We start from the raw sequence: 18,794 nt of genomic DNA, 5'->3' as shown, positions 1-18,794 counted from the left end.
AATTGTTTCACCATCCATGGAATTCACCTCACATGAATGAAGATAATCAACCAGCTTAACATTACTGTACATGAACAAGTACAGTAGCCACAGAATTCACCAATTTGTTAATATGTCCATGAAGAAAAGTACCAGAGTCTTCTTATCATATTGAAAATCAGCGTATTTATGATTGTCTGGGCGATATCAGCCTTGCGGATGATGATCCAAAACTGCTGGAATTGCCAGCAACCAGAAATGCTCTTTTTGGCGCAAAAGCTTTCCATCATCAAACTGCTGGTCTTTCAATAGATAGTTGAATCAATGAGAAGTCAGACTTTTCTTCAGTCATTTCCAGGAAAAGGGTTTGTTGATGAGAACCATTGGTCAGGAGAATCAAACCGTGCCATACTGTGTTGACTTCATGGAAACAAGGTGATGCAGGGATAGGCATGATTGTGAAAGTAGGAGAATTAAGTATCAATAATGATACTATCTTCCGAAATGGTAAATATCGCACAAAAAAGTGCATTCTTGCGATTTTGAACTCAGAAGAATATCATGCGTTCCAGGATTGATCAGCGAATTGTATCTTCAAAAGACGGAATATGATGGCTGACTCAATCCATAGAATGGAGAAAATGAAAAATGTTAAATGATATTCATTGGCCGCATGACTATTTACCTGGAACCACAGACAACTTTGCTTCAAATGAGATCATTGTCAAAGGAATTACAACAAAAGATGTTTTTGACAATCTGATTGATACCTCAATCTGGACAAGCTATTACGAAAATGCTTCTGATATCAATTTTCACAATACGCCTGGGACAGTATTACAGCCGGATACAAAATTCTCCTTCAAGACCTTCGGCTTCCCGATTGAAGCAGAAGTGATTGAATTTGAGGCTCCTGATCATGGCAAGCCAGGCAGACTGGCATGGCATGGATGGGCTGAAGGAGATGCTGATCACAGACTGGGTGTTGTCCATGCATGGCTGCTTGAAGATCTTCCCGAAGACAGAGTGAGAATTCTCACGCAGGAATCTCAGAAAGGCAAGCCGGCAAAGGAACTCTTTGATTCACATCCAGATATTATGAATCAGGGCCATCAGGACTGGATCAAGGGACTTGCCAGAACCGTTCTTGCCGCAAAGCACAAATAAACAATCGTCATACATATCAGTACTGAGCGAATTCACATTAGCAGGTTACAAATAATCCGGCTGCCAGCCACAGAAAGCTGGGGGCCGGATTTTTTATAAATCTGAAAACCTTCATCTTGTGGTATACGTATTTCAACTTGACATCCGCAGAGTGGAATTGCTCCGCATGACTTTGTGCTATATTAACCATGATAAAGCAAGGAGGATTTGATCATGACAAAAGCAGAAGCAATTGAAGAAGTAAAGAAGCTTGTTGCAGCACCATCCTGCTGCCCTGAGGCAAAAGCTGCCGGAGAAGCATATCTCAAGGCAGTCGGTACCAATGGAGAAAAGGCTGCTGCAGAGGCATTGCTGAAAGAGCTGGAAGAGGATGTGACTTCCGTTGATGAACTGATTGCCCTGACAAAGTCAGAACATGGTGTCAAGATCTTTGGCGCAGACGGGGCCAAAGCTCTGGAAGCACAGGCTGAAAAGGCCAAGGCCGCAGGTGGAAAATACTGTGTCTGCCCGGCATGCCAGGCAGGCGGTGCTCTGCTTGATCATCGCGAAGCACTTCTGTAAGATACTGAAAATGATGAAAGACGGTATGGATTGCAGTCCTCAGAACAATGCAATACATGCCGCTTTTTTCTGGCCAGATGGAGAGATTCTGTGTAAGATAGCTGAAACATTAGGAACAGGAGGAAAGAATGATGGCGATTGTATATAGAGAGACTAAGGAATTTACCGCTGAGGAATTGCAGAGACTCTTTTTATCCGTGCACTGGGAATCAGGAAACTATCCTGAAAAGCTTGTCAGGGCAATGCATAACTCCTCAAAAGTTATCTCGGCCTGGAATGGAGATAAACTGGTTGGTCTTGTGCGCGGTCTGGATGATGGTGAAACCGTTGCTTTCCTGCATTATCTGCTTGTTGATCCTGCCTGTCAGGGTCAGCACATCGGTGATGAACTGATGAAGCGGATCATGCATGATTATGAAGATCTTCTCTATGTCAAAGTCATTCCCTCTGATCCCAAGACAATACCATTCTATGCCCGCTATGGTTTCAAACAGTACGATCACTACAGTGCCATGGTGAAAAAGCAATTCTGATAAACCAAAATAATAATCCTCTGAAATCCTGTATTGTTTCTTGCAAAAACATGTCTCAGGAACCAGAATTGTTCTATCCAATTAGCAGGAGGTAACTTGATGAGTGTATCTTATGGAAAGCTAGTGATTGTCGGAGCCGGCAAAGTTGGCTCAGCCGTTCTGAATTCGGTTCTGCGCATGAATATCATTGATGACATCGTGGTCATCAACCGCAATAAAGACAGAGCCCTTGGTGAAGTGCTGGATGCCAGCCACACCACAGCCTTTGCCTATAGTTCCAATGCAAACATCCGGGTCGGGGATTACAGTGACTGCAAGGATGCACATATTATTGTCATTACTGCCGGACCATCTATTCTTCCTGGCAATCATGACCGCAATACACTTCTCAAGAAGAATGTGGAAGTCATGGACTCGGTCATGAAGCAGATTACCGCCTATACAAAAGAAGCGATCATAATCATCATTTCCAATCCTCTGGACGTGCTGACATACTACTTCCAGAAGAAATACGACTATCCTGCTGATAAGATCATGGGCACAGGCACACTGCTGGATACTGCCCGTTTCAACAAGATGCTGGGAGATCTGTGCGGGGTGGATGCCAAGAATGTGGTTGGCTTTGTACTGGGTGAACATGGCTCCACATCGTTTATTCCGTGGAATACCGTAAATATCGTTGGTGTGCCATTTGATGATCTGGCCGAAAAGTTCGGCCTGAAAGCACCGATTGACAAGGAAGCACTTCTGAATGAAACCAAGACCATCGGCCCGCATATTGTGGATCTGAAAGGATATACAAGCTCTGGAGTGTCTCTTGCGGCATGCCGCATCATTGGTGCTATTGTGCGCAATGAGCACTGTATTGTGCCTGTATCAACTGTCATGAATGGCAAATACGGCTATGATGATATTGCGATGAGTCTGCCATGCATCATTTCAAAGAGTGGCATTGACCGCATCATTGAGCTGCCACTGGATGAACAGGGCAGAAAAGATCTGCGGATTTCTCATGACCATCTGCGTGAACTGATTGACTTGATCTGATCATCACAAATGAGAAGGTATCAATGAAGATTACAAGAGCACAGGCAGAAGAATATCAGGAAGTTTCTGACTTTTACGATGCACTGATCGATGGACTTGCCGGTTCACCGTTTGATGCCGGCTGGAAGAAGGGCATTTATCCTGATCCTGCCTTCTTGAAAGCATCCATTGCACAGGGAAATCTGTATCTTGGCCGGATCAATGGCAGAATCGCTGCAGCAATGGTGCTGAATCATCAATGGAATGAAGGATATGATTCCATTAAATGGCCGACAGACGCATCCCCAGAGGATATTACCGTGATTCATGCCCTTGGCGTACATCCGTATTCTGCCCATCAGGGTCTGGCAAAACAAATGGTTAGATTTGCCATCAATACTGCCAGAGAACATCATCAGAAGGTGATCAGACTGGATGTACTAAAAGGCAATGTTCCGGCTGAGAAGCTGTATGCCTCAGCAGGATTTCAATATCTGGAAACGATCCGGATGTTCTATCCGGATACTGGCATGACAGAATATGAATTGTATGAATATGCAGTTTGAATGAGACAGGCTGCAGATCACAGAATAACGGGCAGGAAATGCAGTGTCTGCCTTTTTTCTTTTGGGATATTCAAATGGAAAGCAGAAGTGAGAATGAACAGATACAGAATTTCTGCAGGATTGGACACTATGAAATTTCATAGAATATTGACATATGTCAGAAATGTAAATATTCTGGATGCGTTAATGACATATGTCAGGAAAGGAGTGCTATGGCAAGACCTGTACGATGCCGCCGGATCTGCGGCTTTCCGGAATACTGGTATTTCTCTGCGGATGATGCGTCTGGAAATCAGACGATTCTTCTTCATCTGGATGAATATGAAGTCATCCGGATGATTGATTATCAGAAGATGACGCAGGAAGAATGTGCGGCTGCTATGGGAGTTGCCAGAACAACAGTGACCGGTATCTATGAGTCGGCCAGATACAAGCTGGCAGATGCTCTGGTCAATGGCAAGAATATCCGGCTGTCAGGCGGTGCTTATGAAATAGCACCGGATCCTGCTGTGTCACATATTTTGAAAAAAGGAGAAAAGATGATGAGAATTGCAGTTACGTATGATCATGGCACGATTGGCCAGCATTTTGGCAGAACTGAACAGTTCAAGCTTTATGATGTTGAAAATGGCCAGGTAAAGTCATCTCAGGTTGTGGATACCAATGGTGTCAGTCATGGAGCGCTTGCCGGTTTCCTGAAATCTGCAGATGTTGACACTTTGATCTGCGGCGGTCTTGGCATGGGTGCTGTCAGTGCTATTCAGGAAGCAGGACTCAAACTGTATCCTGGTGTGACCGGGGATCCGGATGAAGCTGTCAATCACCTGCTTTCCGGCGATCTGCAGTTTGATCCCAATGCGTCCTGCCATCACCATGAGCATGGTGATGGGGAAGAATGCGGCCATGGCGGCTGTGGAAAGGATCATCACTGATGACAATCAGAACGGCTTCTCTGGCGGATCTGGATCAGATTGCTGCGGTAGAAAAGGAATGCTTTCCTGCAGCAGAAGCGGCCACACCTGCAGAATTTCAGGGCAGACTGGAACACTATGCCAATCATTTCTGGCTGCTGTTTGATGGAGATCAGCTTGTTTCATTCGTGGACGGTCTTGTCACAGATGAACCAGATTTAACAGATGAGATGTATGCAAAGGGAGAGATGCACAATGAGAATGGTGCCTGGCAGATGATCTTTGGCGTTAATACACTTCCTGATTACCGTAAACACGGATATGCCGGACAGCTGATCCGCCGTGCTATTGAAGATGCACGTGCACAGCATAGAAAAGGTGTCGTTCTGACCTGCAAAGACAGGCTGATCCATTACTATGCATCATTTGGCTTCAAGGATGAAGGTATCTCTGAGAAATCCGTACATGGCGGTGTTGTCTGGCATCAGATGCGGCTGACGTTCTGAATGACGCTCTGCACAGAGGATTGTGATCCTGACATCATGATCTTCTGTGTTTTCTTATTCCCACTGTGATCTGACAGATGAAACTTTGCATGACTTTCTCATTTTGCGCTATTCTGTTTAAAAAGCAGGAGGATATCACCTATGAAACTGCAGTTTGGCATTGGCAATGGCTATGAAGAAGTTGATGTGGATGAGAGAAATCTGATTTCGGTTTTACAGCCGGGTTCCCTTCCATCTCATCCGGATGAACAGAAGATTCTTCTCAAGGCACTGTCCCATCCCATCGGCACAGACAGAATTCAGGACATTGTTCATCCTGGCGAAAAGATTGCTATCATCACAAGTGATATTTCCCGGCCATGTCCTTCCTGGAAGATTCTGTCTGCTGTGGTGAAAGAACTGACAGATGCTGGTATTCGTGATCAGGATATGACAATTACCTTTGCCCTTGGCTCCCATCGAAAGATGACGGCACAGGAGCTGGAACATCTTGTCGGAGCGGATGTGTACCATCGGATTGCCTGCCGCAACAGTGATCCAGATGATACTGTCACAGTAGGAACAACCAGCCGCGGCACCAAAGTAGAAATAGACCGTACCGTGATGGCAGCTGACAGAAGAATCTGCCTTGGCAATGTGGAATACCACTACTTTGCAGGTTTTTCCGGCGGTGCCAAAGCCATCTTCCCCGGCTGCAGCACACCAGCATCCATTGCCATGAACCACAGGTGGATGATCGATCAGGATTCCTATGCAGGCAGCCTGGATGATAATCCGGTTCGACAGGATATTGAAGAAGCCGCATCCCTTACCGGTGTTGATTTCATTGTCAATGTGGTTCTGAACCCTGATAAGGAAATTGTGTATGCAGCGTGTGGAGATGTGCAGAAAGCACACCGTGATGCCTGCCGGTATCTTGCGGATTCCTATGCCTGCAGGATCCCCCATGAAGCAGACATTGTGATTGTTTCTCAGGGCGGCTATCCCAAGGATCTCAATCTGTATCAATTGCAGAAAGCACTGGACAATGCCAGACATGCCATAAGACAAGGCGGCACCATCATTCTTGTCGGCTCTGCTGCAGAAGGCTTTGGCAATGCGCTATTTGAGAAGTGGATGCTGTCAGGAAAAGCACCAAAGCAGATGCTGTCAGATCTGCACAGAAACTTCGTATTGGGCGGCCACAAAGCAGCTGCCATTGCCAGAGTCAGAGAAAAGGCAGATATCTATTTTGTCTCACAGATGGATCCATCTGTTGTTGAGAAAACAATGTTGAAACCATATGCTTCATTGGATAAAGCATATGCGGATGCTCTTGCCAGATATGGTGATGCCGCATCTGTGATTGCCATGCCATATGGCGGCAGTACATTGCCAGTGACAGATCCTGAATAATTATCATGATTGTCATGCAAGCACCATCTCAGTTTGAACAGGACTGGATGGTGTTTTTTGATTGCTTTTTTTATCTTTCTTAGATTCGCGAAAAAAACAGTCCCTCTGGTGGAGGTGATGATCATGATATCCACCAAAAACGATCAAAAAGGCTTGACTGATCCCCAGGGGAACAGTTGTACGTTTGATTCCAGAGAAAAGATGCTTTCGGTGCATGAAGTCTGTGAAGCTGCCGGCATCACAAGAAAGACGTTGTTCTACTATGACAAGATCGGTCTTGTAAAGCCAGCCAATCACAAAGGAAAACAAAACGGGAAATTGTATCGTGCAAGTGTTCTGAAGGAACTGGCAGAGATCAAGCACTATCAGAATGCAGGACTGACCCTGAAGGAAATCAAGATTCTTCTGCATCAGCCCTCACATGAAGAAGAAACAGAGATTCTGCTGCATGTCAGAACAAGGCTGCTTGAGACAAGAGACAGGATTGACAAACAGGTAAATGAACTGGACGCATTAATCATCCGTGTATCAGAAATGGGAGAGAAATCAGATGAAATTCATTAAGATGGAGTGCCCGTACTGCGGGGCCAGACTGGATGTCGAAGAGGGGAAGAAATCTGTTGTCTGTCAGTACTGTGGAAAAGAAGTAATGGTAGATGATGAAAAAAAGGAAAATGTTGTCACGATCAAAGATGAGGCAAAGATCAAAGATGCCGATCTGCTGAAAGAAAAGTATGAGAATGAACGCAGAGACAAGGAGAAGGAAGAAAAGAAGAAATTTACCAGAACAAAGGGTGGTAAGTTCCTGATTGTTCTGATCATTCTGGCACTTCTGGGAGCCTGGATTTCCTTCAGCGGTCATCATGTGATTTCAGGTGTGATTGCACTGCTTCAAGTGGCATTGCTGGCAGTAGGTCTGATGATCGGCAATGGCAGTATTGAAAAGATTCGTGGAAAGAAGATTCCACATCTTGTCTTTGTGCTGCTTGCCTGTGTGCTTGTCATTCCGTTTTTCCAATTCTCGGACGCCAAAGCAAAGACATCAAAAGAAAAGCTGGTGTGGCCTTCAACAGAACTGGCCGCGCGTCTGCCAAAGCCGGATGCTAAATATGGGGAGGTCCAAGTCAGTACAGATGATCACCTGAGCGTGGATGTCGACGGGTATGATGTTCAGGATTATCAGAAGTATCTGGAAAAATGCAAAGATGCAGGTTTTACCGTTGATGCAGAAAACCAGACGGATCTTTATAGAGCTGCCGACCAGGATGGTTATGTACTGCTTCTGATGTCAGAAGAAGATTCCATGTCGATCTCTCTGGATGCCCCGGAAGAATATAAGAATATCGTGTGGCCGGTAAGTGCCTTGGTATCCTCACTGCCTGCGCCGCCGGTTTCCAAAGCTGCAATTATTACAAACAGTGCTGATAAACTTACTCTGATGATTCCTGACATGGACTCTGATGCCATTTCAGCCTATGGCAGCCAGGTGCTGGAAGCAGGATTCAATGTTGATTATTCCAGCCATGATGATTACTTCAGCGGTTCAAATGCGGATGGCATCAAGGTAATACTTACGAAGCAGACAGGAAATATCATGCAGATGAATGTATCTGCTCAGCATACACAGGCAGCCGCGACAAGCACACCTGCGCCTGCTGTTGAGACAACACCAACACCTGCTCCGGCAGAAACAGCTGCACCTGCATCATCATCTGGAGTCAGGCCGGAAGTGAAAGACTTTGTGGATGGCTATGAGAACTTCATGAACAGTTATGTGGACTTCATGAAGAGCTATGATGCTTCGGATTTTACGATGCTGGATCAGTATACACAGATCATGAAGCAGTATATGGATTGGGAAAACAAGGCAGAAAACGTGGATGAATCTGGATGGAACAATGATGAGACTGCCTACTATCTGGATGCTCAGAACAGAATCAACAAGCGTCTTCTTGAGATCAGCAATCAATAATTATCAATGAAAATACCGGATGTCATGATAGCCATGGCATCCGGTGTTTTCTATTTTTCTGAACGTTTCTGATCTTGTGCATCTGCCCATTTCATGGCCGGAACAGAACACAGGTAATAGATCAGGAAGAACAGCAGCGTTCTAAGCATCTGTGCCATGTCTTTGGTATACCAAAAGACAAGCAGAGCAAGAATCACACTGAAAACAACAGACAGGAGTACTGGCAGCACTTTGCTTTTAAAGCTGAACGCGTTTTGTGTCATGAACGTAAATCCCGCTGCGGCAAGTGATGCCAGCCGGGAACGGAAAACACTCTGAAATAGCAGAATGCCGAGCAGGAACAGAGACAGATATGGAATGAGAATGGTTTTTACATATTTCATAATTTCTCCTGATAATTGTTTTTGCTTTCACTGGCAGTATTTCTGCTTTAAGCATAACAGAAAATATCTTTGCCTGACGAGCATGATATGTTTCTGCCTGAGATGACCGTGCTAAAATACGGGCTGGAGGATTTTGAAATGACGATTGAGGAACGTGCAGAAAAGGCTGCTTCATTGAAAGCAAGCGGGCGGTGTAATTGTGCCCAGGCAGTTGTCAGTGTATTTGAAGACAAGATGCCTGTGGATCATGATACTTTGATGAAGCTGACAGCAGGCTATGGTGCCGGTATGGGATGCATGGAAAGCACGTGCGGTGCATTGATTGGTGCTGTGATGGCAGCAGGTATTCTGACAGAGGGACAGAGAACACCCATGTATTCGGCAAAGATCCTGCGGGAGTTTGAACAGAAAAGCGGTGCCTTGAGATGTAAGGATCTCAAGGGAATCGGTACTGGCAGAGTTGTCTGCCCGTGCCCGGACTGTGTGCGCAATGCCGTGCTTGCACTAGGGGATGCGTTGAACATTTCTGATTAACATGGACCAGAAAAGCAGAACCAGAGCCCAGCTGAAGGCAAAGCTGATTCATGCCCTTGTGAAAAGAGGGTATCCGGAAGAGTTCGGCAGCGTGATTGCAGATCAGCTTGGCACAGAGATGACCATGGAACGCATGCTTTCCTATCTGCATCATCCTGTCCGGTATTCTACTGAGGAGATTGTCGATGAGATGCTTGCCATTCTGGATGACCGGGACCGCTGGCAGAAAAAGCACATTACGGAGTATAACAACAGCAAATATAATGATCTTCTGAACTTCGGGCTTGGAAATGATGAGGAAGATGATGAGTAACAGGCAGGGATATTCATCTGTATGGTGATATCTCTGCCTGTTATGCGTTTGTCTGCTGATTGGAAAATTTCATCCAGTTTGTCATTCTTTTTTGTTATCCTGATAGCAGGAGGAAAAATATATTTATGGCATTTCCAAATGGATTCTTATGGGGCGGCGCAGTCGCTGCCAATCAGTGGGAAGGCGGCTGGAACGTTGGCGGCCGCGGCCCGGCTATGACCGATGTAACAACCGGCGGTACAGTGAATGAAGACCGAAAGATAACGTACATTGACAAGGATGGCAATCACTGCACCATGCTGCAGAAGCAGAAGCTGCCGGAAGGGGCTCACTATGCAGTGCTGGATGAGTATCACTATCCAAACCATGAAGCAGTCGATGGCTATCATCATTACAAAGAGGATATTGCCTTGTTTGCTGAGATGGGCTTCAAGCAGTTCCGTACTTCCATTTCCTGGAGCAGACTGTATCCGACCGGACTGGAAAAAGAGCCTAACAAAGAAGGCGTGGAGTTCTACCGCAGCATGTTTGAGGAGTGCAGAAAGTATGGCATTGAGCCGCTTGTGACGATCTGGCACTTTGATACGCCTCTGTATCTTGAGGAACACTGCGGCGGTTGGTTGAACCGTGAAACAATTGATCTGTATGTCAGATTTGCCACAACCTGCTTTACAGAATATAAAGGACTTGTCCATCACTGGCTGACCTTCAATGAGATCAACAATACCATCATGTTCCTGGACTTCGCCGGCGGTGAACATTCAGATCAGGAATATCAGGATGCCTATCAGCACCTGCATTACCAGTTTGTGGCAAGTGCAAAGGCTGTCATGATTGGCCATGCCATTGATCCTGACAATATGATCGGCTGCATGATCTGCGGCATTACCAACTATCCAGCTACATGTGATCCAAAGGATATTCTTGCCTGCCAGCACCAGTGGGAGAAGAACATCTATTACTGCGGCGATGTGCAGGTGCTGGGTGCGTATGGCAGCTATGCCACACGGCTTTGGAAGGAGCACAATGTCAGCCTGGATATTACGGATGAAGATCTTGCACTTCTTTCAGAAGGAACTGTGGATATGTATACCTTCTCCTATTACATGTCCTCTTTGGTCACAACTCACAAGGTGACAGACCAGGTTGCCGGCAACTTCTCCAAGGGACAGAAGAACCAGTATCTGGAATATTCTGACTGGGGCTGGGCTGTGGATCCGGATGGCCTGCAGTATTATCTGGAAATGATGTATCAGCGCTATAACGTACCGATGATGGTTGTGGAAAATGGTCTTGGCGCCTATGACAAAGTGGAAGAGGATGGTTCGATCCATGATCCTTACCGCATTGACTATTACCGCAAACATATCAAAGCAATGGAAAGAGCTATTGAAAACGGTGTCGATCTGCTTGGCTACACAACCTGGGGCTGCATTGATGTTGTTTCCGCAGGCACTGGTGAAATGAGAAAGAGATACGGCTTTATCTATGTGGATATGGATGATGAAGGCAAGGGCACTTTGAAGCGTTCCCGCAAGGATTCCTTCTACTGGTACAAGAAGGTCATTGCCAGCAATGGCGCTGATCTTGACTGATCAGAAAGAATAAGAAAAACATGGCATGCCATTGTCTGCTTGTGGATGATCAATCCAGGCAGGCAGTCTGGTTCTTGCCATGCTTTTTTGCTTCATACATTGCTTTGTCAGCCTGCTGAATCATATCAATGATATCCGCAGACTTTGCTGTATAGCCAATCGATGCCGTTACTGTAATATCTTTACCGCTGGAAAGATGGATTGTGAGTGACTGGATTGCATCCAGCAGCGATCTGGCCAGGTCATAAACAGATTCCTTCTTGATGTGGCAGAGTCCGACGATCTCTTCACCGCCATAGCGGTAAAAGACAATATCATGTGCTGCGCCAAAGCTGGAAACTGCCTTGCCAATAGCTTTCAGACATTCATCGCCGCAGGCATGGCCATACGTGTCATTGATAGACTTGAAGTCATCCACATCCAGGAACATGACCGCATTGACCAGTGACTTTGCATTCTGCTTTTCCTGTTTCATGAAATCATACAGATCAAGACGGCTGTTAAGACAGGTCAATAGATCATAGCGGCGGTCACGGTCAGCCTGGGCATACAGCTTCCATGTTTCATCGATTCTGTCCTGCAGAATTTTCTTTTCCATGATCGCCTGCTGGCGTTCCTGCTGCAGCTCTTCAATATGTGTTTTCTCTTTGGAAATATCAACACCGTAGAGAATACTTTCAACATGGTTGTTATTCGGATTATCGATCAGATGAACCGTAATGCGCGACCAGCGGATGGAACGGTCATCATAATAGGATTCTGTTTCCAGCACAATCTGCCGTTTATTCACAGCATAAGCCTGCATCTGTGCCTGCCGGCTGAATGTATCAAAGAACAGTTTCTGACCCTCACTGGTTGGTACAAAGGAACCAATCTGGCGGATCAGTGTATTCACATCCTTCACATTCTGAATATCTCTGGCATTCTTGGCATTGCCGCCGGAACTCAGCCATTTATCAGCCGTCAGATCCATGTGGAAGACACCCTGGCCTTCCGGAATATGTTCCAGAATGGAACGCATCTGATCCGCATAACGGCGCTCATCTGCCTTTGTTTCCGTGATGTCATGGCCGTATTCCATGAACACCTTTCTGCCATTCCAGGTTGTGTATCTTGCTTTCAGTGAGAAGACGTGGGAGCCATCATCCACTTCCACCATTTTCTCAGTTTCATCACCCATCAGTTTCATTGGACAATGTCCGCACGGGGCATCCAGACCAAGCATATACTGATAGCATTTGGCACCCTGATAGGGAAGATCCGGGTGGCCGGAAATGTCGCGGGTCATGGCATTGGCATATACCATGCTGTAATCCTCCGGATGGCACACCTGAATGAACTGACCGGAATGATCCACCAGATCCAGCAGATTGTCCAGATCATAGCTGCTGCGGTTCAGGTCCGTATTGACTGTCTCTGCATTGGCAATTTCTGACTTCTGCAGATAAGCAAGAAAAGCATCCTGTGGAAGAGGACGGGAATAATAATATCCCTGAATATAATCACAGCCATGCTCCTTCAGGAAATCCAGCTGTGTCTTGTTTTCAACACCTTCCGCAACTGTCTTCATGCCGATGGTATGGCACATGTTGATGGCCGCATCAATGACGGCACGCACATTAGGCTTGGTCTCAATCTGATCAACAAATGATTTGTCAATCTTAACGATATCAAAAGCATAGTCGCCAATCATGCCAAGGGAAGAATAACCGCTGCCAAAATCATCCAGCAGCACCTTGGCACCCGTCTTGCGCAGCTGCTGAAGAAGATAGGCGCAGTTCTCTCTCAGAACGGCAACGGCCGTCTCGGTTACCTCATAATTGATCTTTCCTTCTGTCAGAGAGCTTTCCTGGGCAAGGTTGAAGATCTCATTCATGAAGGACTGGTTATAGAAATCCTGACGGGACAGATTGACGGAAACCGGCACAATCGGGATATGCTTTTCCAGCTGCTCTTTCTGGAAGGCATAGACATGTTTCAATACATACAGATCCAGCTGGGTAATTAAACCGCTGGCTTCCAGAGCAGGGATAAAATGATCCGGTACTATGAAGCCGCGGGATGGATGCTGCCAGCGCACCAGCGCCTCTGCACCGCAGAGCTTTCCACTTCCTGCCTGAATGATTGGCTGATAATACACTTTGAAATGCTCATGGAGAAGACTGTCCGCAAAACCTGATAGGATTTCTGCCTGGTCAATGTATTTTTCGCGCATTGCTGCATTGAAACGGGCAATACTGCCATATTTATCCAGATCTGCACTCTGCTTGGCAAGGATCGTCCATTCTACCATCCTTGATACAGAGGCCTGATCATCCTCCACATGATAAATGCCGCAGCGAAGGTGGAGATGAACAGCCCGGCTGTCTTTTGACCATACCATATTCACCAGATCATTCAGCTTATCTTCCTTGATGTCACTTTGTTTCACCAGAAACAGAAACCAGTCAGATTCAATGCGGGCAGAAACTACTGGATTCAGCCAGCTTTCCTTCAGAGACTGAAAGACAAATTTCAGTACCTGGTCGCCGCCTTCAATACCGAAGATATCATTGATTGCTTTGAAATTATGAATGTCAAACAGGATCATGGCATAATCTGCCTGATTTGAACGGGCAAAGACGTGTTCTGCTTCCCGGATAAAGCCTTTGCGGGTATATCCATCCGTCAATGTATCGAAATACTGCTGTTCCAGCAGTTTTTGCAGCTCATCCTTTGTACGCGGCAGTTTTGCAGCAATGGTCTCACTGTCTCCCACTGTGCTCATAACCAGGGCATGACCGGTTTTGCCATTATTCAGATCCACTTCAACGGCATCTACGTTTTCATAAATTTTGCGGATGGGATCCATGTACGTCTGCGGCCCCTGGATATGATTGGCAACCGGACATGGCGGACACGGCTCATTCAGCCCCATCAGGCACTGATAGCATTTTTTGCCAATCTGCAAAGAGGGATACATCTCCTTGATGGTCTGATTCAGATTGATGACATTGTAATCCTCATCGATGATATACGTACCTGAAGACTTATTGCTCATATCCGATCTCTGCTCCCCCTTGAAACATCATTCACTGCCAGTATTATTTTGTGAATACATCATTATATTTTAAGAGCCGCAGAAGAAAGAGTCAATTTTGCACACTTTTCCACAGTGCGTAACATGGTCAGTGCATGAAAATAACCGGGATAGAAAAATCATATCTCAGCGATGGGGCTCTGCCTGCTACAATGGCATATGGAAGGTGAAGATCATGACAAAGACCGTAGACGTGGAAGCACCGCTTTGTGAGATGCTCGAGATGTACCCGGAACTGAAACAGATTCTGAAACGGGCTGGATTCAGGGAAGCGGAGAATCCATATAAACTGAAGATTGCCGCCAAGTCCGCATCACTTGCCCATCTGATGGAAAGAAACCATACTTCCTTTGAACAGATGGCAGCTCTGCTGCAAGAGAAGGGGCTGACTTTACAAGCTCACGATGATGCCGCAGATCAACCGGATGCAGATCACCAGCAGCCTCTGTTGTACCAGTCCTTTGACAATGCCCAGAAGGAGATACAGGTGGAACACCAGGATATGAATCAAATTGAAGAGGGCCATCCTCTGCAGACACTGCAGAAGGAAAATGAATGTCTGCGTGATCTGATTGAAAAGATATCAGATGAGATCGCACAGGGGAAAGACCCAGCCGATGCCCTGCTGCCATTAAAGCCGCTGCCAAAGCTGTACAGCTTTATTGAGGAAGTCATCATGCCGATGCTGTATCGGTATGGCTTCTATGAATACACAGATGATCTCTGGAAACAGGAAGAAGATGCCAGACATACTATGTCGCGGATTGTTCATAAACTGATGCGGCCGGGCAGTGATGTGCCTGCAGAAACAAAACAATTGCTGGCAAAGATCTCAGACATTGCCAATCAGCAGGACAACACTTTGTATCCACTTGCTCTGGACCATTTCCAGAAAGAAGAATGGGTACAGATTTATCTGGATCTCAAACGGGAAGGCTCTGCTTTTCTCTGCTGCGTGCCTGTGTGGCCGTATGGCGAAGATCATGCCTCCTTGTTTAAACGCCCGGAAGGCATTGATGCCGTCAACGGAACCATTCGTCTGGAAAGAGGCACACTGACTTTCCCGCAGCTCAAAGCTATTCTGGATAAACTGCCGGTCGATCTGACCTTCATTGATGACAATGATATGAACCGATACTTCCTGGATAATGGCAGGATCTTTCTGCGTCCTTCTACGGCCCTTGACAGGCCTGTGCGTGACTGCCATCCGCCCCGTGTGCAGATTGCATTGGCAAACCTGCTGAAGGATTTCAAGTCCGGCAAACGTGATCACATGGAAATCTGGAGTGAACATCCATTCCCTGTCCATGTCCATTACCTGGCACTGCATGATGACGATGGCAAATACATCGGTGCCCTTGAAATCGTGCAGAAGTGTGATGAGATTGCCTCTCATTTTTCCAAGCCAAAAGCACAATGACAAAGAAACAGATTCTGATCTGCTGTGCTGCTGGTATCTGTCTGGATGGCATCCTGCGTATTTACGCCGGTGAAGATGGCAATCTGCTTGTTCATTCCGCTGCCTTTCTGGCTGGTGCTGGTGGAACTGCTGCTTTGATCAAGACGCTGCGCACACCTAGGACTTAGGTGGGGGCTTCACCAGCCTGCAGAGAAGAAACTGAAGGATTTTCAAGGAGGCTGTGCGCAGCCTCCTTTCAAAATGGTATGATCTTTGCAGGAAACAGGTGACAGGGGGCATGAGGAGGATGTACCAGGTTGACGACTACAAGGAAATTCCGGTTCCATATGCAGTCTTTGAACTGATCTATGACAGGGAAAAGAAACATGTGATTGATACGCGCTATGTCTTTGTCAATGCCAGATATTGTAAGATGACACATAAAGAGAGGGAACAGCTTCTTGATCAGCGGTTCAGCAGTGTCTATCCGGATGTTGGCGGACACTGGTTTGATTACTGTTATCAGGCAGGTGTGCTTGGAAAGACTGTGCATGACCGTGTGTTTGAACCGGCCGTCGGACATTGGCTGGATTTTACTGTTGCCCCTGTATCAAAGCCTGATTGTGTCGCCTATACCTTTACGGAAGTTGACCGGGAACAGCAGCTGTTGGAAATTGAAAAGCGGGATCACCTGACCGAACAGCTTATCCTGCGTCTGTCGGAAATATTAAGCGGTGAAGAAGAATATTCCGAAAGCATGAATCATGTGCTTCATGAACTGGCTGGTATGATTCACCCGGACCGGCTCTACATTATTGAAACAGATGAACATGCCGCCAGGGCATCATTTGAATGGTGCGCATCTGGTATTCCTCCCTTCATTGCAGATCTGCAGAATATCAGCCAGGAAAGTGTTCAGAAAGGGTGGAGACAGTTCACCCGCACCCGTGCCAGTTTTATCATGCCGGATATTTCAGTGCTGAAAGAAAGCAATCCAGGCAGTTATCAGATTCTGGAACATTTCCATGTCAAGCGCCTGATTGCAGCTCCGTTTTATCAGAAAGGGAAACTGATCGGCTATCTGGTGGCAGATAATTATCAAGAGAGTGATGCTATCAATACACAGCGTCTGATGGAAATGACTTCCTTCTTTATCGGCTCTAAAATCATCAACCAGCGGTTAATGATGCGTCTGGAGAAGATGAGCCGATATGATATTCTGACCGGTGTGAAAAACCGGAATGCACTGATTGAAGACAGCCGCAGGCTTGCCGTGCAGAAAGAAAGTCTTGGTGTTGTCTATGCGGATGTGAACAATCTCAAGAAAATCAATGATGAGGAAAGTCATGAAACAGGTGATCAGGCAATCCGCTTTGCGGCCAGCCTGCTGTCAGATGCATTTGGCATGGAACATGTATATCGTCAAGGCGGTGATGAATTTGTTGTATTGCTGCCAGGCATCAGTAAAGACACATTTGAAGCAATGCAGCATCATCTGCTTGCAAAGATGGCAGGTGATCATGATTATTTCCTGGCGGCCGGTTTCCTGTGGGATGAAGATATTGGCAGAATCAATGCTATCATTCATCAGGCAGACCACCTGATGTATCAGAACAAAGCAGAATATTACATGCATCATGACAGGCGGCATTGAGATGGTGATACGGATCAAATAAAGTGATCCGTGTCACCATTTTGTCATCTGGCAATTCTATGATTCGAACAGATGATGAGGTGGTCATATGCAGTATCTCTTACAGGTATTACCAGCTATACCAGCTGTGCTTGCAGTTACGTGTGGTCTCTATTTCTTTCTTGCCCATCAATGGAAAGAAAGATACAAGGCACAATCCAGAGGTGTGAAGATTGCAGCATTTTTCCTGACCGGCTGGCTTGTGATGTTTATCTATGTGACGCAGATCATGTCTTTTGGCAATGGCATGGGACAACTGATCAATCTGCGTCCTTTACATGATTTCTATATTGCCTGGCGGTATGGCTCTGACAATGCACAGGGCATCTGGCAGTTTCTTTTGAACATCATCATGTTTGTGCCGCTGGGCCTGCTGCTGCCGATTGTCTCTAAGAAGTACAGGTGCTGGCATCGTACCATTTGTGCTGCCTTTGTGCTTAGTCTTGCCACGGAAGTGCTGCAATTGATTTCCATGCGCGGTACGGACATTGATGATCTGATTGCCAATACTCTTGGCGGCGTTATGGGATATGCCTTGTTTGTTATCTGTCAGCAGATTTCTCTGAAAAAACAGGCAGAAACGAAAAACGTGCATGTTGGCCATGCACAGCTTGTCATCAGTGTTCTGGTGATTGCTTTGATCCTTCTTCCGTTTGCCGGCATCAGAATGCTGGATGGCAGTACTCCGTATGGCAGTCTGTACTATGGCCATCTGATGCCACAGAAAGTAAAAATTGAAACGGACATCTCTGATCAAGAAACCGATGGGAAGGTTTACAAGTACACTGAACAGATTTCTCTATCAGATCTTCAGGACAAACTGCTGGCTTCTTCCGGGTTATCCGGAACATGGCAGGATGGTGATGGTTCATCCTATGTCAGCCGCCTGCTGGACGGGGATGCTGCGATATACATCTACAATTACCGGAAATGGGATGTCATTCTTGCTGATGATGGACACAGTACAGCAAAACTGTCCCTGGATGCTTTGAAGCAATATGCTGAAACTGATATGGAACAATATGGCATTGCGGCAGATGAAGTGACATTTGTTAAAATGCCGTTTTTGCACAGTGGGTCTGCTAAGCATACAATTGTATTGGCTCATAGAGCCTAGAAAGTAAGCTTTGGCAGGCGACTGTGTCACTTTCGGCGTGGTGGCCCGGATACAGTCGTCTGCCA

19 protein-coding genes are annotated in these 18,794 nt (G+C 46.2%); 17 read left to right on the top strand and 2 right to left on the bottom strand.

The genetic code is table 11. The features are described 5' to 3' along the window. Positions 1 to 627 precede the first annotated feature (627 nt). The 10 genes from SOI44_RS09160 (at position 628) to SOI44_RS09115 (ending at position 8,616) form a co-directional block, all read left to right on the top strand. Positions 628 to 1,146, top strand: a complete 519-nt coding sequence (locus SOI44_RS09160; protein ID WP_331348909.1) for a hypothetical protein — start codon at positions 628 to 630, stop codon at positions 1,144 to 1,146. Positions 1,147 to 1,359: 213 nt separating this feature from the next. Continuing rightward, positions 1,360 to 1,707 carry a molecular chaperone Hsp90 gene (locus SOI44_RS09155; RefSeq protein WP_331348908.1) on the top strand — a complete coding sequence of 116 codons (348 nt, stop codon included), beginning with the start codon at positions 1,360 to 1,362 and terminating at the stop codon, positions 1,705 to 1,707. Positions 1,708 to 1,838: 131 nt separating this feature from the next. Next, positions 1,839 to 2,240: a GNAT family N-acetyltransferase gene (locus SOI44_RS09150; protein ID WP_331348907.1), complete on the top strand. Its 402-nt coding sequence runs from the start codon at positions 1,839 to 1,841 to the stop codon at positions 2,238 to 2,240. Positions 2,241 to 2,339: 99 nt separating this feature from the next. Then, complete coding sequence (locus SOI44_RS09145) at positions 2,340 to 3,287, top strand: lactate/malate family dehydrogenase (protein WP_331348906.1); 948 nt, start codon at positions 2,340 to 2,342, stop codon at positions 3,285 to 3,287. A gap of 23 nt (positions 3,288 to 3,310) precedes the next feature. Continuing rightward, a complete protein-coding gene (locus tag SOI44_RS09140; protein WP_331348905.1) occupies positions 3,311 to 3,832 on the top strand; it encodes a GNAT family N-acetyltransferase in 522 nt (173 codons plus the stop codon). Positions 3,833 to 4,044: 212 nt separating this feature from the next. Next, entirely contained in the window at positions 4,045 to 4,764 is a 720-nt protein-coding gene (locus tag SOI44_RS09135) for a DUF134 domain-containing protein (RefSeq protein WP_331348904.1), read from the top strand. Next, entirely contained in the window at positions 4,764 to 5,249 is a 486-nt protein-coding gene (locus SOI44_RS09130) for a GNAT family N-acetyltransferase (RefSeq protein ID WP_331348903.1), read from the top strand. The genes SOI44_RS09135 and SOI44_RS09130 overlap by 1 nt, the downstream gene beginning before the upstream one ends. A 141-nt stretch (positions 5,250 to 5,390) precedes the next feature. Next, positions 5,391 to 6,644, top strand: coding sequence for a nickel-dependent lactate racemase (gene larA / locus SOI44_RS09125; RefSeq protein ID WP_331348902.1), 1,254 nt, complete (start codon positions 5,391 to 5,393; stop codon positions 6,642 to 6,644). Positions 6,645 to 6,767: 123 nt separating this feature from the next. Next, positions 6,768 to 7,208 (top strand): helix-turn-helix domain-containing protein, encoded by a 441-nt coding sequence (locus SOI44_RS09120; protein ID WP_331348901.1) that lies wholly within the window; start codon positions 6,768 to 6,770, stop codon positions 7,206 to 7,208. Then, complete coding sequence (locus SOI44_RS09115) at positions 7,195 to 8,616, top strand: DUF6591 domain-containing protein (protein WP_331348900.1); 1,422 nt, start codon at positions 7,195 to 7,197, stop codon at positions 8,614 to 8,616. Before SOI44_RS09120 ends, SOI44_RS09115 begins: the two co-directional genes overlap by 14 nt. A gap of 50 nt (positions 8,617 to 8,666) precedes the next feature. On the opposite strand, the gene SOI44_RS09110 is transcribed toward SOI44_RS09115, so the two are convergent. Further along, complete coding sequence (locus SOI44_RS09110; RefSeq protein ID WP_331348899.1) at positions 8,667 to 8,999, bottom strand: hypothetical protein; 333 nt, start codon at positions 8,997 to 8,999, stop codon at positions 8,667 to 8,669. 138 nt (positions 9,000 to 9,137) lie between these two features. Here SOI44_RS09110 and SOI44_RS09105 point away from each other — a divergent pair, with 138 nt between their 5' ends. The 3 genes from SOI44_RS09105 (at position 9,138) to SOI44_RS09095 (ending at position 11,441) form a co-directional block, all read left to right on the top strand. After that, on the top strand, positions 9,138 to 9,533 hold the full coding sequence (locus SOI44_RS09105) for a C-GCAxxG-C-C family protein (protein WP_331348898.1): 396 nt from the start codon (positions 9,138 to 9,140) through the stop codon (positions 9,531 to 9,533). A 1-nt stretch (position 9,534) separates the two neighbouring features. Further along, the gene (locus SOI44_RS09100) at positions 9,535 to 9,846 is read left to right on the top strand and encodes a hypothetical protein (protein WP_331348897.1); all 312 of its coding nucleotides are present in this window, start codon (positions 9,535 to 9,537) and stop codon (positions 9,844 to 9,846) included. 125 nt (positions 9,847 to 9,971) lie between these two features. After that, positions 9,972 to 11,441, top strand: coding sequence for a glycoside hydrolase family 1 protein (locus tag SOI44_RS09095; RefSeq protein WP_331348896.1), 1,470 nt, complete (start codon positions 9,972 to 9,974; stop codon positions 11,439 to 11,441). 49 nt (positions 11,442 to 11,490) lie between these two features. On the opposite strand, the gene SOI44_RS09090 is transcribed toward SOI44_RS09095, so the two are convergent. Beyond that, a complete protein-coding gene (locus SOI44_RS09090) occupies positions 11,491 to 14,481 on the bottom strand; it encodes an EAL domain-containing protein (RefSeq protein ID WP_331348895.1) in 2,991 nt (996 codons plus the stop codon). A 214-nt stretch (positions 14,482 to 14,695) separates the two neighbouring features. Here SOI44_RS09090 and SOI44_RS09085 point away from each other — a divergent pair, with 214 nt between their 5' ends. The 4 genes from SOI44_RS09085 (at position 14,696) to SOI44_RS09070 (ending at position 18,729) form a co-directional block, all read left to right on the top strand. Beyond that, on the top strand, positions 14,696 to 15,940 hold the full coding sequence (locus tag SOI44_RS09085; RefSeq protein WP_331348894.1) for a PAS domain-containing protein: 1,245 nt from the start codon (positions 14,696 to 14,698) through the stop codon (positions 15,938 to 15,940). After that, the gene (locus tag SOI44_RS09080) at positions 15,937 to 16,107 is read left to right on the top strand and encodes a hypothetical protein (protein ID WP_331348893.1); all 171 of its coding nucleotides are present in this window, start codon (positions 15,937 to 15,939) and stop codon (positions 16,105 to 16,107) included. Before SOI44_RS09085 ends, SOI44_RS09080 begins: the two co-directional genes overlap by 4 nt. A gap of 119 nt (positions 16,108 to 16,226) precedes the next feature. Beyond that, on the top strand, positions 16,227 to 17,573 hold the full coding sequence (locus SOI44_RS09075; protein WP_331348892.1) for a sensor domain-containing diguanylate cyclase: 1,347 nt from the start codon (positions 16,227 to 16,229) through the stop codon (positions 17,571 to 17,573). Positions 17,574 to 17,661: 88 nt separating this feature from the next. Next, the gene (locus tag SOI44_RS09070) at positions 17,662 to 18,729 is read left to right on the top strand and encodes a VanZ family protein (protein ID WP_331348891.1); all 1,068 of its coding nucleotides are present in this window, start codon (positions 17,662 to 17,664) and stop codon (positions 18,727 to 18,729) included. Positions 18,730 to 18,794: the final 65 nt, after the last annotated feature.

Origin of the sequence: Lactimicrobium sp., assembly GCF_036453465.1 — a bacterium.
Classification (GTDB): domain Bacteria; phylum Bacillota_I; class Bacilli_A; order Erysipelotrichales; family Erysipelotrichaceae; genus Bulleidia.
Note: the sequence above shows the minus strand (reverse complement) of the source record. Positions and strands in the feature narration are given on the sequence as shown.